19 protein-coding genes are annotated in these 22,395 nt (G+C 63.8%); 14 read left to right on the forward strand and 5 right to left on the reverse strand.

The window, feature by feature from the left end:
* The first annotated feature begins 12 nt into the window (after window positions 1–12).
* The gene (locus tag PSET11_RS09110; protein ID WP_124091785.1) at window positions 13–672 is read left to right on the forward strand and encodes an SDR family NAD(P)-dependent oxidoreductase; all 660 of its coding nucleotides are present in this window, start codon (window positions 13–15) and stop codon (window positions 670–672) included.
* Window positions 673–675: 3 nt separating this feature from the next.
* Here PSET11_RS09110 and PSET11_RS09115 read toward each other — a convergent pair whose 3' ends face one another.
* Window positions 676–1,455, reverse strand: a complete 780-nt coding sequence (locus PSET11_RS09115) for an alpha/beta fold hydrolase (protein WP_124091786.1) — start codon at window positions 1,453–1,455, stop codon at window positions 676–678.
* Between the two features lie 70 nt (window positions 1,456–1,525).
* On the opposite strand from PSET11_RS09115, the gene PSET11_RS09120 reads away from it, so the two are divergent.
* Both PSET11_RS09120 and PSET11_RS16890 read left to right on the forward strand, forming a co-directional pair.
* Window positions 1,526–2,686 carry a condensation domain-containing protein gene (locus PSET11_RS09120; protein WP_238989091.1) on the forward strand — a complete coding sequence of 387 codons (1,161 nt, stop codon included), beginning with the start codon at window positions 1,526–1,528 and terminating at the stop codon, window positions 2,684–2,686.
* Between the two features lie 69 nt (window positions 2,687–2,755).
* The gene (locus PSET11_RS16890) at window positions 2,756–3,289 is read left to right on the forward strand and encodes a GNAT family N-acetyltransferase (protein ID WP_238989092.1); all 534 of its coding nucleotides are present in this window, start codon (window positions 2,756–2,758) and stop codon (window positions 3,287–3,289) included.
* Here the strand turns inward: PSET11_RS16890 and PSET11_RS09125 are convergent.
* Window positions 3,286–4,329, reverse strand: coding sequence for an LLM class flavin-dependent oxidoreductase (locus tag PSET11_RS09125; RefSeq protein ID WP_124091787.1), 1,044 nt, complete (start codon window positions 4,327–4,329; stop codon window positions 3,286–3,288). The two genes, PSET11_RS16890 and PSET11_RS09125, sit on opposite strands and share 4 nt — an antisense overlap.
* A gap of 108 nt (window positions 4,330–4,437) precedes the next feature.
* On the opposite strand from PSET11_RS09125, the gene PSET11_RS09130 reads away from it, so the two are divergent.
* From PSET11_RS09130 to PSET11_RS09155, 6 genes are all read left to right on the forward strand, one after another.
* Window positions 4,438–6,081 carry a cryptochrome/photolyase family protein gene (locus PSET11_RS09130; protein WP_124091788.1) on the forward strand — a complete coding sequence of 548 codons (1,644 nt, stop codon included), beginning with the start codon at window positions 4,438–4,440 and terminating at the stop codon, window positions 6,079–6,081.
* Window positions 6,063–7,820, forward strand: coding sequence for an ABC transporter family substrate-binding protein (locus tag PSET11_RS09135; RefSeq protein ID WP_124091789.1), 1,758 nt, complete (start codon window positions 6,063–6,065; stop codon window positions 7,818–7,820). Before PSET11_RS09130 ends, PSET11_RS09135 begins: the two co-directional genes overlap by 19 nt.
* A gap of 312 nt (window positions 7,821–8,132) precedes the next feature.
* Entirely contained in the window at window positions 8,133–9,818 is a 1,686-nt protein-coding gene (locus tag PSET11_RS09140) for a peptide ABC transporter substrate-binding protein (protein ID WP_124091790.1), read from the forward strand.
* Window positions 9,819–9,942: 124 nt separating this feature from the next.
* Window positions 9,943–10,872, forward strand: a complete 930-nt coding sequence (locus PSET11_RS09145; protein ID WP_124091791.1) for an ABC transporter permease — start codon at window positions 9,943–9,945, stop codon at window positions 10,870–10,872.
* The gene (locus PSET11_RS09150) at window positions 10,862–11,809 is read left to right on the forward strand and encodes an ABC transporter permease (RefSeq protein WP_124091792.1); all 948 of its coding nucleotides are present in this window, start codon (window positions 10,862–10,864) and stop codon (window positions 11,807–11,809) included. Before PSET11_RS09145 ends, PSET11_RS09150 begins: the two co-directional genes overlap by 11 nt.
* A gap of 11 nt (window positions 11,810–11,820) precedes the next feature.
* A complete protein-coding gene (locus PSET11_RS09155) occupies window positions 11,821–13,524 on the forward strand; it encodes a dipeptide ABC transporter ATP-binding protein (protein ID WP_124091793.1) in 1,704 nt (567 codons plus the stop codon).
* Between the two features lie 105 nt (window positions 13,525–13,629).
* Here PSET11_RS09155 and PSET11_RS09160 read toward each other — a convergent pair whose 3' ends face one another.
* Complete coding sequence (locus tag PSET11_RS09160) at window positions 13,630–14,529, reverse strand: SGNH/GDSL hydrolase family protein (RefSeq protein WP_124091794.1); 900 nt, start codon at window positions 14,527–14,529, stop codon at window positions 13,630–13,632.
* 282 nt (window positions 14,530–14,811) lie between these two features.
* Between PSET11_RS09160 and typA the strand changes: the two genes are divergently transcribed.
* Together typA and PSET11_RS09170 are read left to right on the forward strand one after the other, a co-directional pair.
* Entirely contained in the window at window positions 14,812–16,740 is a 1,929-nt protein-coding gene (typA, locus tag PSET11_RS09165) for a translational GTPase TypA (protein WP_124091795.1), read from the forward strand.
* A 201-nt stretch (window positions 16,741–16,941) separates the two neighbouring features.
* Complete coding sequence (locus tag PSET11_RS09170) at window positions 16,942–17,763, forward strand: type IV toxin-antitoxin system AbiEi family antitoxin domain-containing protein (RefSeq protein WP_124091796.1); 822 nt, start codon at window positions 16,942–16,944, stop codon at window positions 17,761–17,763.
* A gap of 120 nt (window positions 17,764–17,883) precedes the next feature.
* On the opposite strand, the gene PSET11_RS09175 is transcribed toward PSET11_RS09170, so the two are convergent.
* The gene (locus PSET11_RS09175) at window positions 17,884–18,123 is read right to left on the reverse strand and encodes a putative acetyltransferase (protein ID WP_124091797.1); all 240 of its coding nucleotides are present in this window, start codon (window positions 18,121–18,123) and stop codon (window positions 17,884–17,886) included.
* 150 nt (window positions 18,124–18,273) lie between these two features.
* Between PSET11_RS09175 and fdxA the strand changes: the two genes are divergently transcribed.
* The 3 genes from fdxA to PSET11_RS09190 all read left to right on the forward strand — a co-directional run bounded on the left by fdxA (window position 18,274) and on the right by PSET11_RS09190 (window position 21,285).
* On the forward strand, window positions 18,274–18,600 hold the full coding sequence (fdxA, locus tag PSET11_RS09180; protein ID WP_124091798.1) for a ferredoxin: 327 nt from the start codon (window positions 18,274–18,276) through the stop codon (window positions 18,598–18,600).
* 9 nt (window positions 18,601–18,609) lie between these two features.
* The gene (gene dapC, locus PSET11_RS09185) at window positions 18,610–19,758 is read left to right on the forward strand and encodes a succinyldiaminopimelate transaminase (protein ID WP_124091799.1); all 1,149 of its coding nucleotides are present in this window, start codon (window positions 18,610–18,612) and stop codon (window positions 19,756–19,758) included.
* A 243-nt stretch (window positions 19,759–20,001) separates the two neighbouring features.
* A complete protein-coding gene (locus PSET11_RS09190) occupies window positions 20,002–21,285 on the forward strand; it encodes a citrate synthase (RefSeq protein WP_124091800.1) in 1,284 nt (427 codons plus the stop codon).
* Between the two features lie 92 nt (window positions 21,286–21,377).
* On the opposite strand, the gene galE is transcribed toward PSET11_RS09190, so the two are convergent.
* Entirely contained in the window at window positions 21,378–22,391 is a 1,014-nt protein-coding gene (gene galE / locus PSET11_RS09195) for a UDP-glucose 4-epimerase GalE (protein WP_124091801.1), read from the reverse strand.
* Window positions 22,392–22,395 lie beyond the last annotated feature (4 nt).

A 22,395-nucleotide genomic window follows, 5' to 3' on the forward strand; every position in this document is an offset into this window, starting at 1 on the left:
TACGATCAAGCCATGACGAATCTTCAGGGTGCAGTGGTTCTGGTTGTCGGCGCAACAGGCGGGCTCGGCTCGCGGATCGCTGTTCAATTGGAGGGTAAGGGCGCCACCGTTGTCCGGTCATCAAAGTCCGCCGGGCACGATCTCCGCGATCCCGCCGCGGTCCAGGAGGTCCTGAGCAACACGGTAGAGCAGTACGGACAGCTCGACGGCGTGGTGGTCGCGTCAGGAGTGGTCGCCTTTGGGGCCGCGGCCGAGCTTGAAGCGAAGACGGTGGACGAACTCTTCGCCGTCAACACCACCAGCGTCATCCAGCTCATCAGCCAAAGCCAGCCGCACCTGGCTGACTCGGCCAAAGCTGGAAGGGACCCGTTCATCGTCACCCTCAGCGGAGTGGTGGCGGAGTCACCGGTCGCCGGCGTGGCAGCGTACTCGGCGTCGAAAGCGGCGCTGGCCGCCTTCGTCACCGCTGCCGGGCGTGAATATCGCCGCGTCGGCATCCGGGTCCTGGACGCCCGGCCCGGCCACACCGGCACCGCGCTGTCCGAGCATCCCATTGCGGGCACTGCACCGAAATTTGGGGCGGCACTGGATCCAGACGGCGTGGCAGCGCGGATCGTCACAGGCATCGTCGACGGCGAAAAAGACCTGCCCAGCACCGCATTCGGGCAGTAGCGACTATCCCGAGCGGGCCACGTCCCGGCTGAGGACGCCGGGCCAGGTGGCCACGTCCGCGGGGGTGCGGGCCACGCTCAAAGTTGCGTTCGGCAACAACGCGGCCAAGGACTCCGCCGTCGAGAGCGGATGGCCGGGATCGTCCACCCAGGCCAGGATCGACGTCGGAACCTGGATCCGCGCCATGGCCTCGCGGGGTGGCAAATCGCTGAGTGCCGCGCCCCGCAGCACTGACGGCAGGAGTGCATCGGCAACGTCGGGCACTGTCTTGGGGACGCCCATGGTGGCCGGCGGTGGAGCCGTTCCACTGTTGGTGGCGATGAACGCCTCAACCCCCACTGCCTCGATGAGCTCGGCCGCAGCCAAATAGTTGGCAGCCTGCGCGGGCCGGGTTTCCCAGGCAGTGGGCGGCACCATCAGCGTGAGGCCGGTGAAGCGATCAGGCTCACGGGCTGCGGCATGCAGGAGCGTCCCCGTCCCCATGGAAGGGCCCACGCCGTGGACCCGCTCGCCGGGAAACCACTGATCGAGCAGCTTCAGTAGGTCGTCCGCCAGGCTCTGCCAGCGATAGTCCGCAGGATGCGTGCGCCCGGTGCTCAGGCCGTGGCTGCGGGCGTCATACCGCAGCAACCGCGTCCCGCTCAGGCCCCGGCCCAGGTCGAGGTTGAGCAGCCGATCGTGGGCGCGGCTCGACGTCAGGCCGTGCAACTGCACCACCGGATGGCCGTGTTCGTCGCTGAAAGAAACATTGAGCACGGCTCCTGAAACCTCGAAAGTGGGCATCTGACTCCTCAGCTCGTGACGAAACGTCGCATGAAACATTCAGGCTATCTGGAGCCGCTAGGATGCTGCCATGCGGCTGACCAACGTCACCCACCTACGCCTGCCTTTCGGACGACTCTGGGGTTACGACGTCAGTGTTTCCGGGCTCGGGCGGAGGCTTCCGGTGTCCTTCGACCAACGGCTCCACGTGGGCGCAGGGGATCGCCCCGGCTCGTGGATGGCCCTCTCCTTCCGGCTGCCTGCCCCCACGCATCGGGAGGCCATCGCTGAGGCCTGGCTCGCCGTCGTCGGCCGTCACGGCACCTTGCGGACAGCCTTCACGGCGGGGCTGGCCGGGCCGGAGCTGCACCAGATCGAGATTGGCGCCGGCGCCTGGACAGAACACCAGGTCGCAGCTGGTCAGGCTGTCAACGATGCACTCCGCGGGGTCCTCGATGCAGCCTGTTCGCCGCACCAGCAGCCATCGCACCGGCTGTGCGTGCTTGAGACGGCCGCCAGCACCACCGTGGTCATTGCCGCCGACCACGCGCACGTGGATATGTGGTCGATGCTGGTGATCGCTCGTGACCTGTTGGCAGCGCTCGACGCCGGTCCAACGGAAGGCGGTCCGTGGCCCCATCCGGCGCCCGCGTTCGTCGACCACACCCAGGCGCTCCTCGATCGGCCCGTAGCGCCAGCGGAGGTCCGGCATCGCTGGGCAAGCATCATCGAGGACAGCGGCGGTGTCATGCCGCTGTTCCCGCTGCCCCTGGGTGCGTCGGATCCGCAGCCCGAACGCGTGGAGGTGCGGGACGTTTTTGATCTCGACGACGGTGCAGCCTTTGCGGCGCAGGCCCGGAACGACGGGGTTTCCACCCTCACCCTCGCCGTGGTGGCCTTGACGGCCGTCACCCAGGAGCTGGCCGGAACGCCGCTGCGTGCCGTCTTCCCCGTGCACAGCCGTTTCGATGGCACCTGGCACGATTCGGTGGGCTGGTTCATCACCAATTCTGTGCTGGAATCTGCGGTGGCTGAGCCGACGGCGGCAGCCGCCGCGGTCCGGGAAGCCGTGCAACTTGGCTCGTGGCCACTCGCGGACGTGTTGGGCCCCTGGGACGGCATGCCCATCGCGCCAGGCATGTTTGCCATCTCCTGGCTGGACCTCCGCAAACTGCCGGTCCGCATCGACTCCGTGGGGCTCGACGCCCAATATGTGAGTGCGGCGATCGACACGGACGGCGTCATGCTCTAGTTCATCCTTGACGACTCTGGGCTGCACCTGCGTTGCCGGTACCCCGACACGGACGAGGCCCGGGCCAACGTGGGCGGCTGGCTTGACCTGTTGGTGGCCCGCCTGCAGGCTGCCGCGCGGACGTCCGTGCGTGGCATCTTACGACTGGCAGGGGGGACTTTCAGGCTGGAACATGCCACGCGGGACGACGTGCCCGCCATTGCCGCACTCCTGTCAGACGACGACTTTGGGCCCGACCGGGAGTCCCCGGAGCTTGCCCCGTACGAGGCGGCGTACGCCTTGGTGGTGCGGGACCGATCCAATTATCTGGGAGTGGTCCGTAATGAGGAAGATTGCATTGTGGCCACCATGCAACTCACTGTCATTCCGGGCCTTTCCAGGGGAGGTTCGTCCCGGTTGCAGATCGAGGGGCTCCGCGTGGCCGACGCCTCGCGTTCCCAGGGCCTAGGCACGGCCATGGTGGAATGGGCGCACGCCTTTGGCCGCGCCCGCGGGGCGCACCTGTCGCAGGTCACCACCGACGAAGCACGCGAGCGTGCCCGGGCCTTCTACGCGCGGCTCGGCTACCGGAGCGCCCACGTGGGGCTCAAACGGCACCTCTAGGTCGTGGCGGGGGTCCATCCCAACGCAGGACCCAGATGGGTGGCGATGTCCGTGAGGATCTGCACGTAGTCTTCGTGGTCGAAACTGAACGGCAACGCGAACGCCACCTCGTCCACCTCCCGGAAGCCAGCGTGCGCATACAGTTGCTCGGCGATCTCGGCACTGGAACCAATCAGGTCCGGGGCAAACATGATCCGCTTGGGCCCCTGCGGCGTCCGCGTGCGGGGCGTCCGCTCGGCAACATAGTGCTGGTATTTCGCCCGCTGCTGCGCCGACGCTGAATCCGTGGGGATGACCACCAGGCCCTGCGACACGCGTGCTGGACTGTTTGGATGCGATGCCGCGGCAGCCTCCCGGTACGCCCGGATTTGTGCCTGCTGGACCAGGGCGAAGTCGGGATCCTGGTCGGCGTCGGCCGGGAAAATCACGCTGCTGGACAGCAGATTGAAGCCGTTCGTCCCGGCCCAGACGGCGGACTTATGGCTCGCCGCGCCGTACCAGAGGCGGTCCCGCAGACCGGCCGAATGCGGCTCCACCCGGTTGGAGAACTCCTCCACCACACCCTCTTTCCCGGCGAACTCACGGACGGGTTCGCCGGCAATCAGCCGGGCTAGGCGCTCCACTCGGGCGTAGCTGAAGTCCTCTACATCAGCAGAATCCGGATAGAGCTCGGCCTTGACCGTGCCATAATGCATTGGCTCGCCAACGCTCAACCCCGGATTGATGCGCCCACCGGCCAGCAGGTCAACAGTGGCGAGGTCCTCGGCCAGGCGCAGGGGGTTTTCCCAGCCCACCGGCGTCACCGCAGTGCCGAGCTCAATCCGGGACGTCCGCTGGCTGGCGGCTGCCATCACCGCAATCGGGGAGGAAATGCCGAACTGCAGGTGGCGGTGCCGTAGCCAGGCGCTGTCAAAACCCAGGCGCTCGCCGAGTTCAATGACCTGGAGCGTCGACTCGTGCCCGGCGGCGGGGTTGGCCGGATCGAACAGGCCAATGGTCAGGAAACCAAGTTTGCGCAGCGGACGGGATGAATCGGGCATGGGCATCCTTCGAAAATCGGCGGCAATGTGCTCCCAGACTATGTGTTTGGCGTGAGGGCCTTGCCGCGCAAGGAGCCAAGTTACCGTCTGCGTCACTATCGTTGGGGCATGACGAACGGACCGCACCTCCGCCTGGTGATGCCGCACCAGCTTTTCGAGGACCACCTCGATGCCGGGCCAGGCACGGTGTTCGTCCTGGTGGAGCATGACCTGCTGTTCCGCCAGTACGCTTTCCACTCGCACAAACTGGTCCTGCACAAGGCGTCAATGGCCGGGTTCGCGCGACGCCTCCGCGGGCTGGGTCACGAGGTGGAGGTCCTTGGCAGTAACGCCACCAGAAGCTCGCACGATCAGCTCGTAGAGCTGGTCAAGGCGCAGCGCCCAGCCCAGGTGACGTGGTTCGACGTGGTGGACGACTGGCTTGAGCAAGACCTGCACGCCGCCCTCCTTGCCGGCGGCTACCGGATGCGCCCCGACGATGTGCTGGAGACGCCAAACTTCCTCACCGATCGGGGCCAGATTGAGGACTGGTTCGCGCGGAAGAAGCCGCGCATGCATGACTTCTACATCTGGCAGCGGCGTCGCCTCGATGTCCTGCTCGACGGCGGCAACCCGGTGGGCGGCAAGTGGTCCTTTGACGCCGACAACCGAAAGAAACTGCCGCGCGGCTATGTTCCACCAGCAGTGCGGCAGTTCGCGGAGCATCCAGTACTGCAGGCACAGGGGACCTTCGATCTCGAAGCCCTGCTGGCTGACGCACCCCAGGCAGCGCCCGACGGCGGCACCCAGCCGGGTGCCGACGTCGAGCACGCCATCGCCTGGGTCCGACGGGAATTCCCGGCTGCGCCGGGGGACCCCAGCCAGTTCAGCTGGCCAACAACCACGGATGAGGCCCGCGCGCATTTGCACGAATTCGTCAGCGAGCGGCTGCACGATTTTGGCCCCTACGAGGACGCGATCTCGGCCACGCACCCGTTTATCGCGCACAGCATGTTGACCGCCAGCCTGAATATTGGACTGTTAAGTCCCCACGAGATCCTCGCTGCGGTCCTCGACGGCGCAGGCGCCGACACGCCACTCGCGTCCCTCGAGGGATTCGTCCGGCAGCTCATCGGCTGGCGGGAATACATGCGCGCCACGTACCAGACACAGGGACGGCGGATGCGGACAGCCAACAGGCTGGACCACCACAACGAACTCGGCGCCGGGTGGTGGGATGCGAAGACCGGGCTGGCGCCGGTTGACCTGGTGGTCTCCCGGGTGCTGGCCACCGGCTACGCCCACCACATTGAACGCCTCATGGTGCTGGGCAACGCGATGTCCTTGCTGCGGATCCATCCCGATGCCGTCTACCGGTGGTTCATGGAGCTCTTCATCGACGCCTATGACTGGGTGATGGTCCCCAACGTCTACGCCATGAGCCAGTTTGCGGCCGGCGAGCAGATCACCACCAAGCCGTACGTCTCAGGCAGCAACTATCTCAAGAAGATGTCTGACCTGCCGCCGGGGGAGTGGATGCGGGACTGGGATGCGCTGTATTGGACGTTCGTCGCGGACCATCGCACGGTCTTGGCCGCCAACCCGCGCACGCAGATGACCGTGCGGCTGTTAGACAAGATGGACGCGGTTACCAGGGAAGAGCACCAACGCCGCGCACACCGTATCCTGACTTTGGCGGGCCCGATCGTGCGCGCCCCGGAGCCCCCTGGGGTAGGACAACACAAGGAGGCGCCATGCCCACCGGGCGATTGATGCGGGCCCTGACCGCGGCGGCAGCCATGGCGATCGTTCTCTCGGGGTGCCAAGGCGGCGGAAGCGCACCGGTGGTGGTGGGTGAATCGCCCCGCGGTGGCAGTGTCACGGTGGCGGAGGTCAACGCCTTTACCTCGTTCAATCCCTATGGAACCAATGGCAACACGGACATCAACTCCAAGATCGCCGCCGCCACCCACTCTGGGTTCTTTTCGCTGGATAAGTCGGCATTGCTGGTGCGCAACGAAAAATTCGGCCGCTACGAGAAGATTTCCGACGATCCGTTGAAGGTCCGGTACACGGTCAACGACGGCGTGAAATGGTCCGACGGCGATGCTGTCGACGCCGGGGACCTCCTCCTCGCGTGGGCGTCCGGTTCCGGGTATTTCGACGACGCCGATCCCGCCGCTGCCACCGGCACCAAGTACTTCGCCGCTGCGGATACCAGTGGGCTCAATGGAACTGCCTTGCCGGAGCTGGGCAGCGATGGTCGGTCGATCACCCTGGAGTACGCTCAGCCGTACGCTGACTGGGAGGTGGCGTTCGACGTCGGCATGCCAGCCCATGTAGTGGCCGCAAAGTCTGGGCTGAGCGACGAGGCGGCCCTGATCAAGCTCATCCGCGACTCGCCTCGAGGTGACGCTGACAAACCCTCGGTGAACGCCGCGTTGAAGCGGGTGGCCGATTTCTGGAACACCGGATTCGATACCACCAGCATCCCCGACGACCCCGCACTGTATCTCTCCAACGGGCCATACATTGTGCGCGATATAGTCCCGGGAGCGTCACTGCGGCTGGTGCGAAACCGGGACTACGACTGGGGCGAAACGCCGGCCCTGGATGAGATCAACGTGCGGTTCAGCACCGATCTGACGGCGGCCGTCCAGGCGTTGCGGAACGGCCAGGTGAACATCATCTCGCCCCAGCCCACTGCCGGTACGGAAGCCCTGTTCTCCAGCCTCAGTGCACAGGGGGCCAGCGTGGAGAGGTATAACCAAGCGGGTTTTGATCACTTGGACTTGAACTTCACCGGCCCGTTCGCCAGCAAAGACGTGCGCGAGGCTTTCCTCAAGACTGTTCCTCGCCAGGCCATTGTGGACGCTGTCGTGGGAGACTTCATCCCTGACTCGGCGCCATTGGATTCCCAGGTGTTTCTCCCCGACCAGCCGAAGTACAAGGACGCCATCAAGGCCAACGGGTCTGAGGCCTATACCGACGTGGATCTTGACGGCGCCAGGAGCCTACTCAAGGGCGCAACACCCACTGTCCGGATTCTCTACAACCGGGACAACCCCAACCGGGCCAAGGCGTTCGCCCTGATCCAGACCTCCGCGGCCAAGGCTGGCTTCGCGGTGGTGGACGCTGGACAGTCCAGCACCGAGTGGGCCAAGGCATTGCGCGCTGACGGGCACGATGCTGCCTTGCTGGGCTGGATTGGCACCGGAGCCGGGGTCAGCCGCGTCCCGCAGATCTACCGCACCGGAGCCGGAAGCAACTTCAACGGCTTCTCCGACCGGGACGCAGACGCCGCCATGGGCGAGCTGGTCCGGACCTCCGACCTGGGCAAACAGGATGAGCTGCTGGCCGCCGTCGATAAGCGGCTGTGGGAAAACGCCTATGGGCTGCCGCTCTATCAGACCGTGGGGACCACAGCCGTGTCTGCCCGGGTTGCTGGCGTGACCTCCAGCGCTGGTCCGCTGGGCATCTGGTGGAACGTGGCGCAGTGGCGGCTGGCATAGCGTAGCCCGCCCCGTTGTGGCTCTGCTGGGCGCCACCTGGGAGCTTGCTCGCAGCATTTACGGCAAGCGCTTACAGTGCCGATTTTACCCAGCCGCCTACCGCCGAGTAGCATGTGACTTGCACAACTTCAGGTGGCCGGGTAGTGAGCTAAAACACTCCGGTCACGGTTTAGCAACGGAGTACCAGTATTTGGACTTCGTGCGGTTAGGCTACTTACATATGTAGGCCAGATCACAGCGGATAGCTGTGTCCAGCCTGCGGGGAACCATGGAATTTCCCCTAGATATCTCCAACAACTCATAGGAGGCGGAATGCGTTTTGCGCGCACTTCCAAAGCACTGGGCATCGTGGCAATCGCCGCGCTTGCCCTGACCAGTTGCGGCACCGGAGGCGGCAGCAATGACGGTGGCGGGGACGCAACCGGAGATCCCAACAAGGTCATCACGGCGTACAGCAACGAACCACAAAACCCGTTGCTCCCGGCCAACACCAACGAGGTGTACGGCGGGCGCGTCGTCGAACTGCTCTTCGAAGGCCTTCGGACCTACGACGCAGACGGCAAACCCGTCAACGCCCTCGCGGATTCCATCGAATCCAGCGATGCCCAGAACTGGACCATCAAGGTCAAGTCCGGCCAGAAGTTCACCAACGGTGAAGAGATCACGGCCAAGACGTTCGTTGATTCCTGGAACTTCGCAGCCAACTCCAAGAACCTGCAGAACAACGGCTTCTTCTTCGAGTCCATCGCGGGCTACGAGGATGTTTCGGCCGTTGACACGCAGACCGGCGCTGACGGCAAGAAGACGTCCACCCCGGCACCGAAGGCAGAGACCATGTCCGGCCTGGTCGCCACGGATGACTCCACCATCACGGTGAAACTCGCCCAGCCAGAGGCCGACTGGTCGTTGCGCCTTGGTTACTCGGCGTTCTTCCCGCTTCCCTCGGCCGCCTTGACTGACCCGAAGGCCTACGGCGAAAACCCGGTTGGCAACGGTCCGTACAAGATGGAGAAGGAAGGCGCGTGGGTTCACGACCAGTCCATCTCCTTGGTCAAGAACGCTGACTACAGCGGTCCTCGCGAGTCCAAGAACGGCGGCGTGAGCTTCAAGTTCTACACCGATCCGGGCCCCGCATACACCGACCTGCAGGGCGACAACCTGGACATCACTGACGTCCTGCCGTCCAACGCCTTGGCAACCTACGTCACCGATTTCCCGGACCGTAACTCCACCAAGCCGGTCGCCACCGACTCAACCCTGAACATCCCGGGCTACAACCCGAACTTCCAGGGTGAAGCCGGAAAGCTCCGTCGCCAGGCACTTTCCTACGCCATCAACCGCGAGGAAATCGCCAAGGTTGTCTTCAACAACACCCGCACCCCGGCCAAGGCTTTCGCCCCGCCGGTGATCGACGGATTCAAGGGTGACCTCAAGGGCAGCGAAGTCCTGAAGTTCGACGCTGACAAGGCTAAGCAACTCTGGGCCGACGCTGAGAAGATCCAGCCCTACGACGGCTCCAAGCCCCTCCAGATCGCCTCGAACACCGATGGTGGAAACAAGGAATGGATTGACGCCGTAGCCAACGGTTTCAAGAACAACCTGGGCATCCAGGCCGAAATCCAGCCGTTCGCGAAGTTCGCTGAAGTTCTGAACCTCCGCAAGTCCCAGTCCCTCCCGGGCCTGAGCCGCGCCGGCTGGCAGGGTGACTACCCGTCCCTCTACAACTTCCTCGGACCCGTCTGGGCCACTGGTGCATCGTCCAACTACGAGAAGTACTCGAACCCCGAGTTCGACAAGCTCCTCAAGGAAGGCCTTGCCGCCAAGACCACCGAAGAAGCGAACGACAAGTTCAACCAGGCACAGGAAGTCCTCTTCGAAGACCTCCCCGGCCTGCCGCTCTGGGATCAGGCTCGTCCGATCGTGTGGAGCAACAACGTCATCTCCGCCGAAACCGGCTGGAATGGCAGCATCCTGTACTACAACATCACGGCTAAGTAGTCACCAGAACTAAACTTGCCGCTGGCACAATGGGGGTCCGGTCAACGCCGGGCCCCCTTTGGCCTGTACGGCAGGAAGGCACGCATGAACCTGTTCGCTTCCCACCCGGAAGGCTGGTGAACCTGTGGTCCGTTTTATCCTGCGCCGACTCCTTCAGGTGATCCCTGTCTTTATCGGCACCACCCTTTTGGTCTATTACATGGTGTTCGCCCTTCCCGGCGATCCCATCGCTGCTCTCTTCGGGGAGCGCCAGCCGCCGCAGTCTGTTATCGACACCCTGCGCGCACAGTACAACCTCGACCAGCCCTTCTGGGTCCAGTACGGTCTCTTCCTGAAGAACCTCTTTACCTTCAACCTTGGCGTTGATTTCACCGGCCAGCCCATTGCGGCAGGGCTCGCCCGGGTCTTCCCCGTGACGGCGATGCTCGCGGTTGAGGCATTGGCCATCCAGGCTATCTTCGGTGTGGCTTTTGGCGTCTTCGCCGGCCTGCGCCGCGGTGGCTGGTTCGACTCCACCGTCCTGGTGGTTTCGCTTGTTGTGATCGCCGTTCCCACCTTCGTGCTCGGCTTCGTTTTCCAGCTGGTGTTCGGTGTGCAACTCGGCTGGGTGAAACCCACCGTTGGAGCCAACGCGGATTGGGGCAGTCTGCTGCTCCCCGCGGTGGTACTCGGTTTGGTCTCCTTCGCGTACGTGCTTCGCCTCACCCGTGCTTCAGTCAGTGAAAACATGAATGCAGACTATGTCCGCACCGCTACTGCCAAAGGCCTGTCCCGTCCCCGCGTGGTCATTGCGCACATCCTGCGTAACTCCCTGATTCCCGTTGTCACCTACCTGGGTGCCAACCTGGGTGGACTGATGGGTGGGGCCATTGTCACGGAAGGTATCTTCAATGTTCCCGGCGTGGGCAACAAGCTCTTCCAGGCCGTGCAGCGTAGCGAAGGTCCAACTATCGTCTCCATCGTCAGCGTGCTGGTGTTGGTCTTTGTGGTAGCCAACCTTCTCGTTGACCTTCTGTACGCCTGGCTTGACCCGAGGATCCGCTATGACCAGTAATAACAGCCACTTTGTGGCTCCCCTTGACGAAACACCCCTGTTGGCCACGGACGCGGTCAAGACGGATCAGGCTCCGTTGAGCCTCTGGGCTGACGCCTGGCGCAAGCTGCGTCGTCAACCGTTGTTCATCATCTCCGCCATCATGATCCTTGCTCTGGTCGTTGTCGCTTTGTTTCCGGGGCTGTTTACGTCCGTTCCGCCCAACGACAACTGCCAGTTGGCAAACTCGCAGGGCGCACCCTCAGCGGAGCACCCGTTTGGGTTCACTTTCCAGGGCTGCGACATCTACTCCCGCGTTATTCACGGCACTTCGGCGTCGCTGTCCGTTGGGCTGTTGTCTGTCGTGTGTGTGCTGATCATCGGTGTGACCCTGGGTGCGCTGGCGGGATATTATGGCGGCTGGCTGGACTCAGTCCTTGCCCGACTCGGCGATATCTTCTTCGCGCTGCCGCTTATCCTTGGCGCCCTTGTTATCACCCAGCTGCCGTTCTTCAGGGAAAACCGCGGCGTCTGGACCGTGGTCCTGGTTATTTCGCTGCTTGCATGGCCGCAAATGGCCCGGATTACCCGCGGTGCAGTCATTGAGGTCCGCAACGCTGACTTCGTTACGGCCGCTCAAGCCCTGGGTGTATCCAAGTTCAAGGCTCTCCTCCGGCACGTTCTGCCGAACGCGCTGGCACCCATCATCGTGCTGGCAACGCTTGAGCTGGGCGTCTTCATTGTGGCTGAGGCCACCCTGTCGTTCCTGGGTATCGGACTGCCTGAGGGCGTCATGTCCTGGGGTGCCGACATCTCGGCAGGGGCCAAGGCCTCTCTCCGGACCAACCCGGAAATCCTGCTCTACCCAGCTGCTGCGCTATCGATCACTGTGCTGAGCTTCATTATGCTCGGCGATGCCGTCCGCGATGCCCTTGACCCGAAGAGCCGTCAGCGATGAGAGATAAAGAGATGACTACTTCAGACGTCCATATCGGAGAGGCAAGCTCCACCGGTGCCACCCCTATCCTCGAGATCCGTGATCTTGCCATCACGTTCAAGACCAGTGGGGGCGAAGTCAAAGCGGTGCGCAATGCGCACCTGACCATCATGCCCGGTGAGACGGTCGCCATTGTGGGGGAGTCCGGTTCCGGTAAATCCACCACGGCGCTGGCCGCGATCGGGCTGCTTCCCAGCAATGGCAAGGTCTCCGGCGGACAGATCCTGCTGGACGGCGAAGATATTGCCCAGGCCAGCGAAAAGCGGATGATCGAGCTTCGCGGCAACACGATCGGCATGGTTCCGCAGGACCCCATGTCCAACCTGAACCCGGTGTGGAAGATCGGCTACCAGGTTCGCGAGACCCTGCGCGCCAACGGCCAGCCCAGCGGGCCGGACGATATCGCCAAGGTGCTCCAGCAGGCAGGCTTGCCGGACGCCAAGCGGCGTGCCAACCAGTACCCGCACGAGTTCTCCGGAGGCATGCGCCAGCGAGCGTTGATCGCGATCGGCCTTTCCTGCCAGCCGCGGCTGCTGATTGCCGATGAGCCCACGTCCGCCCTGGACGTCACGGTCCAACGGCAGATCCTCGATCACCTGGACACCATGACCACCGAGTTGGGCACCTCCGTGCTGCTGATCACCCACGACCTGGGCTTGGCAGCTGAACGTGCGGACAAGGTGGTAGTGATGTATCAGGGCCAGGTGGTGGAGGCAGGTCCGTCACTGGAGCTCCTCCGTAACCCGCAGCACCCGTACACCAAGCGGCTGGTGGAGTCTGCGCCGTCATTGGCGAGCCGTCGCATCCAGGTGGCCAAGGAACAGGGTGTCGAATCCAACGAACTGTTGGTTCCTGCAGCGGAAAAGGCTGCTGGGGACACCTTCCTGCAAATCAAGGACCTGCGCAAGGTCTATAAGCTGCGCCAGGGCTTCGGCTCTACCGACTTCGCTGCAGTGGATGGCGTCAGCTTCGACGTCAAGCGGGGAACCACCACGGCGATTGTGGGGGAGTCGGGTTCCGGCAAGTCCACCGTGGCCAAGATGGTGCTCCAGCTTGAAAAGCCCACGGATGGTCAGATCTTGTTCGACGGGGTGGACACCAATGGCCTGAAGGGCCGCGAGCTGTTCAAGTTCCGTCGTCGGGTGCAGCCGATCTTCCAGGACCCGTACGGCTCCTTGGACCCTATGTACAACATCTTCCGCACCATTGAAGAGCCGTTGCGGGTGCACAAGATCGGCGATTCCGCCAGCCGGGAGAAGAAGGTACGCGAACTGCTGGACCAGGTGGCATTGCCGCAGTCCGCCATGCAGCGGTATCCGAATGAGCTTTCCGGTGGTCAGCGCCAGCGTGTGGCCATCGCCCGTGCGTTGGCCTTGGATCCTGAGGTCATCATCTGTGATGAGGCCGTTTCCGCACTGGACGTCCTGGTCCAGGCGCAGGTGCTTAACCTGCTTGCGGACCTGCAGTCCAACCTCGGCCTGACCTACCTCTTCATCACCCACGACCTCGCAGTGGTCCGGCAGATCGCCGATCATGTTTGCGTCATGGAGAAGGGCCGCCTCGTCGAGACGGGTTCCACGGACAGTGTCTTCGAGGCGCCGCAGCAGGAGTACACCCGAGCGTTGCTCAACGCCATCCCGGGTGCCAAGCTGATGCTTCCGCCCGAGGTGGCGTAGCCGCTGACGTTCAGTAAGCAGCGCTGACAACTGAAGCACCGAATGAGAAGAGCCGGAGTCCACCTGGACTCCGGCTCTTCGCTTTGTGCGTGTGATGAGCTGTGACTATTCCTGCGGCAGACTGACCTTGAGGCTGCCGCCCTGGGCCAGGAGCTTGGATGAGTCGGAGGGAATCTGCCGTTCGAGCTTCAACTCGCGCAGTTTGCGCTCCAGGATGGTGCCCAAGGCTTGCTTTCCGGCAGCGTTCATATGCACGGTGTCGGCCAGGTCCTTGGTCAGCCCATAACGGGTCAGCCAGTCGCCGGTGGAGATAAAGGTCAGCTTGTGCGCAGCTGCCACTGTCCCCATCAGGGTATCCACTTCGGTGCGCCGGCCACCGCCGTTGCCTGCGCCCTTGGCCAAAGTTCCAATAATGGCGATCTTGGTGCCGGGGTAGCGGCCCGACAGTTCTGCGATCAGCCGATCGGCGTTTGTTGTGATCTGAGTGTTGGTGGCGCCGGTGCCGGCGTCATTGCCGCCGCCCTGGATGACAATCATGGCTGGCGTGCCGGCGGGAAGAAGCCAATCGCCACGGCGCAATGCGTCCAGGTAGTTCCCCGTGGAGCCGTTGGCCGAGGCGTAACCCGTGCCGCCCTTGCCACAGAAATAGACCTGGTAGCCCGCAGCGGTCAGACCAAGCCGCGGCCAGCCGTCCTGGGGTGCTGACTGGGAGTCGCCAATCAAAAGCACCGTCTTAGCGATGTCAGGCACCACCTCTTCCGTGCGTCCGTTGTTGGGGTTCACCACCTTGGTGCCGGCTGCTTGTGGCTTGGCTGCTGAGGCCTGCTGCGCACCTGCAGGTGCAGCCGCGGAGGGAGCAGCCGTGGCAGCCACAGGCACCGCCGAGGTCAGAGTGTCGGGTACTGCTGATGGGACTCCGCAGCCAGCCACCAGGACCAGGGCCGACAGCGCAACGGCTGCGATTCCGGATGCGCCGTAACGGTTCCGAGGTAGAGCTTCACGCATCAGGTTCTCCGGCTGGGTTTTTCGTCGTCAGAGCAATCATGAGTCATGAACGCCCGATTTGCCAGTCAGGGTCACCATCGCTTATGGGCAGATGTCCCGCGTGCCCGTGCATGGCGTCCTGGAAGGGCCGGGCGGGTGCTGGACGGGGGCGTATTTAGGCCAATAAATGTTGTTGCAGGTAGACTTGTGGTAGGCGCCCTGTGCTAAGGGCCTAATCGTTCGTGCGTTCCAGATGGAAATGTCGCGATAAAACAGCGGACCCACTGAATCGAGTCATTACGCATGTCTGAAACCACCACCAACACCGCGCTGAACACTGCATCACGCAGTGACCTGCGCAACGTCGCGATCGTGGCCCACGTTGACCACGGCAAGACCACTCTGGTCGACGCCATGCTCAAGCAGACCAACTCTTTTGCCGAGCACAACCACCTCGAAGACCGCGTGATGGACTCCGGTGACCTGGAACGCGAAAAGGGCATCACCATCCTGGCCAAGAACACCACGGTGGCCTACAACGGTCCGTCCTCCAACGGCGAGACCATCACCATCAACGTCATTGACACCCCCGGCCACGCCGACTTCGGTGGCGAGGTTGAGCGCGGCCTGTCCATGGTCGACGGCGTCGTCCTCCTTGTTGACGCTTCCGAAGGTCCGCTGCCGCAGACCCGCTTCGTCCTCCGCAAGGCCCTCGCCGCGCACCTGCCGGTGATCCTGCTGGTCAACAAGACCGACCGTCCCGATGCCCGCATCGAGGAAGTCGTGCACGAGTCCATGGACCTCCTGCTGGGCCTGGCTTCTGACCTCGCCGACGAAGTTCCTGACCTTGACCTGGACAAGATCCTCGAAGTTCCGGTTGTCTACGCAGCAGCGAGGGTGGGCCGCGCCTCACTGGACCAGCCCGCCGACGGCTCCGCTCCGGACAACGAAGACCTTGAGCCGCTGTTCAAGACCATCATCGAGCACATTCCGGCCCCGACGTACAACCCGAACGGCGTCCTCCAGGCCCACGTCACCAACTTGGACGCCTCCCCGTTCCTGGGCCGCCTGGCACTGCTGCGCATCTACAACGGCACCCTGCGCAAGGGCCAGACCGTAGCGTGGGCCCGCGCCAACGGTGAGCTCAAAAACGTCAAGATCACCGAACTGCTGGCCACCAAAGCCTTGGACCGCGTCCCGGCCGAGTCCGCCGGCCCCGGCGAGATTGTCGCCGTCGCCGGTATCGAGGAAATCACCATCGGTGAGACCCTGACCGACGCCGAGAACCCGCAGCCGCTGCCGCTGATCACCGTTGACGATCCCGCCATCTCCATGACGATCGGTATCAACACCTCGCCGCTTGCCGGCCGGGTCAAGGGCGCCAAGGTCACGGCCCGCCAGGTGAAGGATCGCCTGGACAAGGAACTGATCGGTAACGTCTCCATCAAGGTTCTCCCCACCGAGCGTCCCGACGCTTGGGAAGTCCAGGGCCGTGGCGAGCTGGCGCTGGCCATCCTGGTGGAGCAGATGCGCCGCGAAGGCTTCGAGCTGACCGTGGGCAAGCCGCAGGTTGTTACCAAGACCGTTGACGGCAAGATCCACGAGCCGATGGAGCACATGACCATCGACGTGCCGGAAGAATACCTCGGTGCCGTCACCCAGCTGATGGCTGCCCGCAAGGGCCGCATGACCAACATGGCCAACCACGGCACCGGCTGGTGCCGCATGGAGTTCATCGTTCCGGCCCGTGGTCTGATCGGTTTCCGCACCAAGTTCCTCACGGACACCCGAGGCGCCGGTATCGCCACCTCCATCTCCGAGGGCTACGAGCCGTGGGCCGGCCCCATCGAGTACCGCACCAACGGCTCGATTGTGGCCGACCGCACTGGCGTGGTCACCCCGTTCGCGATGATCAAGCTCCAGGAGCGCATGTCATTCTTCGTGCAGCCCACCTCCGAGGTCTACGAAGGCATGATCGTTGGCGAGAACTCACGCGCCGACGACATGGACGTGAACATCACCAGGGAAAAGCAGCTCACCAACATGCGTGCAGCGTCCTCGGACACCTTCGAGAACATGACGCCGCCGCGCAACCTGACTCTGGAAGAATCCTTGGAATTCGCTCGCGAAGACGAGTGCGTTGAGGTGACCCCGGAGTCCATCCGTATCCGGAAGCTCATCCTGGACGCCAACGAACGCGCCAAGTCCACCCGGGCACGCGCCAAGGCCTAACAGCCCGCTGTAGTCCCTAAGAATGCCACCGGTACCTGTTACCGGTGGCATTCTTTGTACCCATCTGCACATCCAGCCTTGGGTTCACTGTGCAGGGGCAGTCCGTGCACAGTGAGCCCGGCCTTCGGGTCGCACGGCGGGTTGTCCACATAGCTAGCGGCGCGGCTGCCCACGCCAGCTCATCCCCGGCATGCTGCAGAAATGCGCTCACTCACTGCACTTTTGGCCAGCACTGGCGGCGTCGGCACCACCGCCACTCTCCGGAAGGCCGGCATCGCCCGGCGCAGCATTGAAACGGGGGTGCTGGACGGCTCTGTTGTCCGGTTGGCGCGCGGCATCTACGCACTGCCCGACGCCGATCCGCTCCTTCGCCAGGCAGCTCGCCATCACGCGGTTCCCGGCTGCGTCACGACGGCCCAGGCTGCTGAGCTCTGGGTGGTGCGGGGTGCTGAGAAGCCCCATCTGGCAGCCAATCACGGCCGCTCCATCCCGGGTTGCGTGGTCCACCGGATCACGGGGCCATTGACGGACCTGGACATGGTGTGCCAGGTGCTCCGTTGCCTCCCCGCGCTGGAAGCCCTGACCATTGCGGAGTCAGCTGTTAAGCGCGGGCTTGTCCAGCTTTCAGACCTGCGTGACAGTTTCCCGGCTTCGCGCGAACGCTCCCTTCTTGCTTTGGTAGGTCGTATTCGGCCGCAATCCGAGTCCATCATCGAGACCATGGCACGGTATCTGCTGGAAGAAGCTGGCCTGACGGTGGAACTGCAGGTCAACATCCGGGGCATGGGTCACGTGGACCTCCTTGTCGACGGCATCGTGGGGGTCGAAGCGGACGGCTACGCCTTTCACAGCAGCAGGGCCGCGTACCGCGAAGATCGCCGGCGGTGGAATCTCACGGTGGTCAAGGGAGTGCCCACGCTTCGAGTGACCTTTGAAATGTTGCTGGGAGAGCCTGCGGAGTTCGTCCGGATGGTGCATCGGGCCCTCGCCGTGTGCCGCTCTGCACAACGAAGTGCCAGCTGAGTGTGCACGGGCAGTCCGTGCACACTGAGGGCGGGCCTGGATGTGCAGGGCGGCACAGGGTGCGGGCTTGGGGGACGTGCGTGCGGAGGGGTAGCGCGGGCGGCGCAGAAGCGACCGGGCCTAGCTGCGCGGGCGGCGGGGGAGTGGCGCCGGTGGCACGGTCTTGGCCGCCACCACGTCATGCAAGGAAATGACGACGTCGGCCTGCCGCGTGCGGATGGTGACGGAACCGGCGTCGTGCCTCACCACGTCCCCCAGCGCGTCCGTGAGCCCACCCACTATCCGGTAGCGGGCCACAACCCGGGTTCCAGGGGCTACGGTGGCAAGGAAACCGGCAGGGCTGGCGTCGGGAAAAGTCACCTGACCAGTTTAGGTGTTCGTCACAGGGCGCCATGCTGGGTTCGCTGTATCGGGGCGGGAGATAATAGGCTCAGATATCAACGTTCGGCCAGAGCCGCCGGACGTCATTACCCGGCGGTTCGCCGGAACCAACGTGGAGAGGCCAGGGACGTGACGTACGTAATCGCGCAGCCGTGTGTAGATGTCAAAGACAAGGCGTGCATTGAGGAATGCCCCGTCGACTGCATCTATGAGGGCGAGCGGTCGCTGTACATCCACCCTGATGAGTGCGTGGATTGCGGTGCGTGCGAGCCGGTCTGCCCCGTCGAGGCCATCTACTACGAGGACGACACCCCCGAAGAGTGGGCTGACTATTACAAGGCCAACGTCGAGTTCTTTGACGATCTTGGCTCCCCGGGTGGTGCCGCAAAGGTTGGCAACACGGGCAAGGATCACCCCTTCATCATGGCCCTGCCGCCGCAGAACCAAGACCACTAGGGCCGGGGTATGACCGCGAACACCAAGTCCTTCGGCCTGGCACTTCCCGACTACCCGTGGGAAGCGCTGGCACCGTACCTCGCGAAGGCAGCCGAGCACCCTGATGGCGTCGTCAACCTGTCGATCGGCACGCCCGTGGATCCCACTCCGGCCGTGGTCCAGGAGGCCCTGACCGCTGCGGCTGACGCACCCGGCTACCCCACGGTGCACGGTACGCTGGCCCTCCGGGAAGCCATTGTGGCCTGGTTTGCCCGCCGTCGCGGTGTGTCTGGGCTCGACCCGCAGGACGTCATGCCCACGGTGGGGTCGAAGGAACTGGTGGCCTGGCTGCCGCTCCTGCTGGGCCTAGGTGCGGGAGACGTCGTCGTCCGCCCCAAGGTGGCGTACCCCACCTATGACATCGGCGCCACCCTCACCGGCGCCACCTCCGTTGCCACGGACAACCTTGACGAGCTCGACGCCGATACCCGAGCCCGCGTGCGCCTGATCTGGGTGAATTCGCCCGGCAACCCCACGGGCAGCGTCCGCGATGCGGACTCGTTGCGTGCGCTGGTGGCCCAGGCCCGCGAACTGGGCGCCGTGGTGGCGTCGGATGAGTGCTACGCAGAGCTGGGCTGGGGCGAATGGGATGTCCAGCGAGGGGGTAAGCGCGTCCCTAGCGTCCTCGATCCGCAGGTCAATGGCGGCTCCAACGATGGCCTGCTGGCGGTCTACTCGCTGAGCAAGCAGTCCAACGTGGCCGGCTACCGGGCAGCCTTTGTTGCTGGCGATTCGGCCGTCATGGCCAACCTGGTCAATAGCCGAAAGCACGCTGGCATGATCGTCCCGTACCCGGTCCAGGAGGCCATGCGCGTGGCACTTGGCGATGACGCGCACGTGGAGGCCCAGAAGGACCTCTTCCGGGGGCGTCGTGAGCGGCTCTTGCCAGCCCTGCGCGGGTTCGGCCTGGAGATCAGGGATTCCGACGCCGGCCTGTACCTTTGGTCGACAGCCGGCGAGGACACCTGGGCTACTGTGGCCCGGTTGACCGAGCTGGGCATCGTGGTGGGTCCTGGCGTCTTCTACGGCGACGCAGGCAACGGATTTGTCCGGGTGGCACTGACTGGTACTGACGAACGGATCGACGCCGCCGTAGCCCGGCTCACCAACCGAGGTTAGTCAACGCCGTGTAACAATAACGTGAGGGACGCCACTTTGGGGCCGAATTTGGGCCCCTCCCAGGTACTTGGATTAGTGGCTGCCTGCTCTGGCGCGGTATTTTCTTTAGTGACCGGCAATGGTGGCTTTCTACAAGAAGGCAGCCCGGGTGTTGGAAACTGTCTCTACAGTTCCGGTACGCGGCCCACCTGACGTTGGATCCAGCTTTCGACAGAGGCCCAGAAGCCTCATGAAGGGGACTCCATGACTGAGACCAACAGCGCCACCCTGCACCACGCAGGCGGAGAGCTCAAGCTCCCCCGCATCCAGGTTGTTGAAGGAAACGAAGGCTACGACGTGTCGAAGCTGCTGAAGCAGACCGGCGCAGTCACCTTTGACCCGGGCTTCATGAACACCGCAGCAACAAAGTCTGCCATCACCTACATCGACGGCGATGCCGGCATCCTGCGCTACCGCGGGTACCCCATCGAGCAGTTGGCGCAACACTCCAGCTTCCTCGAGGTGTCCTACCTGCTGATCTACGGGAACGTTCCCACGGCTACCGAGCTCGAAGAGTTCGACCAGAAGATCCGCCACCACACGCTGCTGCACGAAGAGCTCAAGGGCTTCTTCAGCGGCTTCCCGCGCGACGCGCACCCCATGCCCGTCCTGTCCTCCGCCGTTTCGGCACTGTCCACGTTCTACCAGGACTCCCTGGACCCCAAGAACGCGGAGCAGGTGGAACTGTCCACCATCCGCCTGATGGCCAAGCTGCCGGTCATCGCCGCGTACGCGCACAAGAAGTCCATCGGCCAGCCCATGCTGTACCCGGACAACTCCCACAACCTGGTGGAAAACTTCCTCCGCCTGAGCTTCGGCCTGCCCGCCGAGCAGTACGAGATGGACCCTGTAGTGGTCAAGGCCCTTGACCTGCTGCTGATCCTGCACGCTGACCACGAGCAGAACTGCTCCACCTCCACGGTCCGCCTGGTGGGTTCCTCAGACGCAAACCTGTTCGCCTCCGTTTCCGCCGGTATCCACGCTCTCTCCGGCCCCGCACACGGCGGCGCCAACGAGGCTGTCCTGAAGATGCTCCGCCAGATCCAGGCCGACGGCACCAAGCCCGAGGACTACATGGAGAAGGTCAAGAACAAGGAAGACGGCGTCCGGCTCATGGGCTTTGGGCACCGCGTCTACAAGAACTACGACCCCCGTGCCAAGATCGTCAAAAACACGGCGCATGAGATCCTCTCCAAGCTCGGCGGTAACGACGAAATGTTGGACATCGCCCTCCGGCTCGAAGAGAAGGCGCTCAACGATGATTACTTCATCGAGCGCAAGCTCTACCCGAACGTGGACTTCTACACGGGCCTGATCTACAAGGCCATGGGCTTCCCCGAGAAGATGTTCACCGTGCTCTTCGCCATCGGTCGCCTGCCGGGCTGGATCGCCCAGTGGCGCGAAATGACGCAGGACCCGATGACCAAGATCGGCCGCCCGCGCCAGCTCTACACCGGAGAACCTGCCCGGGACTACCCGGCCCAGTAGCCCCCACCGGCTCTTATGCTGACGTACGACGACGGCACCGCACCTTTTCGAAAAAGGTGCGGTGCCGTCGTCGTCTGCCGGAGTTGGGCTGCTCAGGAGGCGTAGCCCTGAGGGTTGTTCTTCTGCCAACGCCAGTGGTCCTCGCACATCTGGTCCACGGTCTTGGTGGTGGCCCAGCTCAGGTCGGCCAGGGCCGAGGAGGCGTCGGCCCAGAAGGCGGGCAGGTCGCCAGCCCGGCGGCCGGTGACCTCGTAGGGGATGGGTGCGCCGACGGCCTTTTCAAAGGACCTGAGCACCTCGAGGACCGATGAGCCTTTCCCGGAGCCTAGGTTCCAGCGGAACACGCCGGCTTTGTCCGCAACATAATTGAGGGCAGCAACGTGGCCGTCGGCCAGGTCCACCACGTGGATGTAGTCGCGCTGGCAGGTTCCGTCCGGGGTGTCGTAGTCGCCGCCAAACACCATCAGCTTCTCGCGCCGCCCCACTGCCACCTGCGCAATGAAGGGGACCAAGTTGTTGGGGATGCCTTGCGGGTCCTCGCCGATGCGCCCTGAAGGGTGGGCGCCCACCGGGTTGAAGTAGCGCAGCAGGGCTATGTGCCAGCGCGAGTCCGCAGCGCCCAGGTCGGAGAGGATGTCCTCGATTTGCTCTTTGGTCCGGCCGTAGGGGTTGTTGGCGCCAATCTCCATCTTCTCGATGTAGGGCGTGGGATTATGCTCGCCGTACACAGTCGCGGAGGAGCTGAACACGATGGACCGCACATCATGCCGGTCCATCACCCGCAGCAGGTTCAGGGTGCCCACCAGGTTGTTGTAGTAGTACTGCAACGGTTCACGGACGGACTCGCCTACGGCCTTGAGCCCGGCAAAGTGGATGACGGCGTCGATGCTGCTGCCGGCGAAGACGCGTTCGACGGCGGCTTCGTCCACCAGATCGACATGGTGGAACTCAGTTGTCTTGCCGCTGAGTTCGGCGACCCGTCGGAGGGATTCCTCGCTTGAGTTCACCAGGTTGTCGATGACCACCACGTCATGCCCGGCTTCCTGGAGCGAAAGGACTGTGTGCGAGCCAATGTAACCGGTGCCTCCGGTGACCAGAATCTTCATGCGA

Source organism: Arthrobacter ulcerisalmonis (assembly GCF_900609065.1).
GTDB classification, from domain to species: Bacteria; Actinomycetota; Actinomycetes; order Actinomycetales; family Micrococcaceae; genus Arthrobacter; species Arthrobacter ulcerisalmonis.

Bases quoted from the DNA above. Each gene is read 5' to 3' on its own strand.
- PSET11_RS09170 (WP_124091796.1), top strand. From the start codon at position 16,942: ATGCGCTCACTCACTGCACTTTTGGCCAGCACTGGCGGCGTCGGCACC.
- PSET11_RS09120 (WP_238989091.1), top strand. From the start codon at position 1,526: ATGCGGCTGACCAACGTCACCCACCTACGCCTGCCTTTCGGACGACTC.
- PSET11_RS09150 (WP_124091792.1), top strand. From the start codon at position 10,862: ATGACCAGTAATAACAGCCACTTTGTGGCTCCCCTTGACGAAACACCC.
- galE (WP_124091801.1), bottom strand. From the start codon at position 22,391: ATGAAGATTCTGGTCACCGGAGGCACCGGTTACATTGGCTCGCACACA.
- PSET11_RS09155 (WP_124091793.1), top strand. From the start codon at position 11,821: ATGACTACTTCAGACGTCCATATCGGAGAGGCAAGCTCCACCGGTGCC.
- PSET11_RS09130 (WP_124091788.1), top strand. From the start codon at position 4,438: ATGACGAACGGACCGCACCTCCGCCTGGTGATGCCGCACCAGCTTTTC.
- typA (WP_124091795.1), top strand. From the start codon at position 14,812: ATGTCTGAAACCACCACCAACACCGCGCTGAACACTGCATCACGCAGT.
- PSET11_RS09115 (WP_124091786.1), bottom strand. From the start codon at position 1,455: ATGCCCACTTTCGAGGTTTCAGGAGCCGTGCTCAATGTTTCTTTCAGC.
- PSET11_RS09160 (WP_124091794.1), bottom strand. From the start codon at position 14,529: ATGCGTGAAGCTCTACCTCGGAACCGTTACGGCGCATCCGGAATCGCA.
- PSET11_RS09140 (WP_124091790.1), top strand. From the start codon at position 8,133: ATGCGTTTTGCGCGCACTTCCAAAGCACTGGGCATCGTGGCAATCGCC.
- PSET11_RS09125 (WP_124091787.1), bottom strand. From the start codon at position 4,329: ATGCCCGATTCATCCCGTCCGCTGCGCAAACTTGGTTTCCTGACCATT.
- PSET11_RS09135 (WP_124091789.1), top strand. From the start codon at position 6,063: ATGCCCACCGGGCGATTGATGCGGGCCCTGACCGCGGCGGCAGCCATG.
- PSET11_RS09190 (WP_124091800.1), top strand. From the start codon at position 20,002: ATGACTGAGACCAACAGCGCCACCCTGCACCACGCAGGCGGAGAGCTC.
- PSET11_RS09110 (WP_124091785.1), top strand. From the start codon at position 13: ATGACGAATCTTCAGGGTGCAGTGGTTCTGGTTGTCGGCGCAACAGGC.
- dapC (WP_124091799.1), top strand. From the start codon at position 18,610: ATGACCGCGAACACCAAGTCCTTCGGCCTGGCACTTCCCGACTACCCG.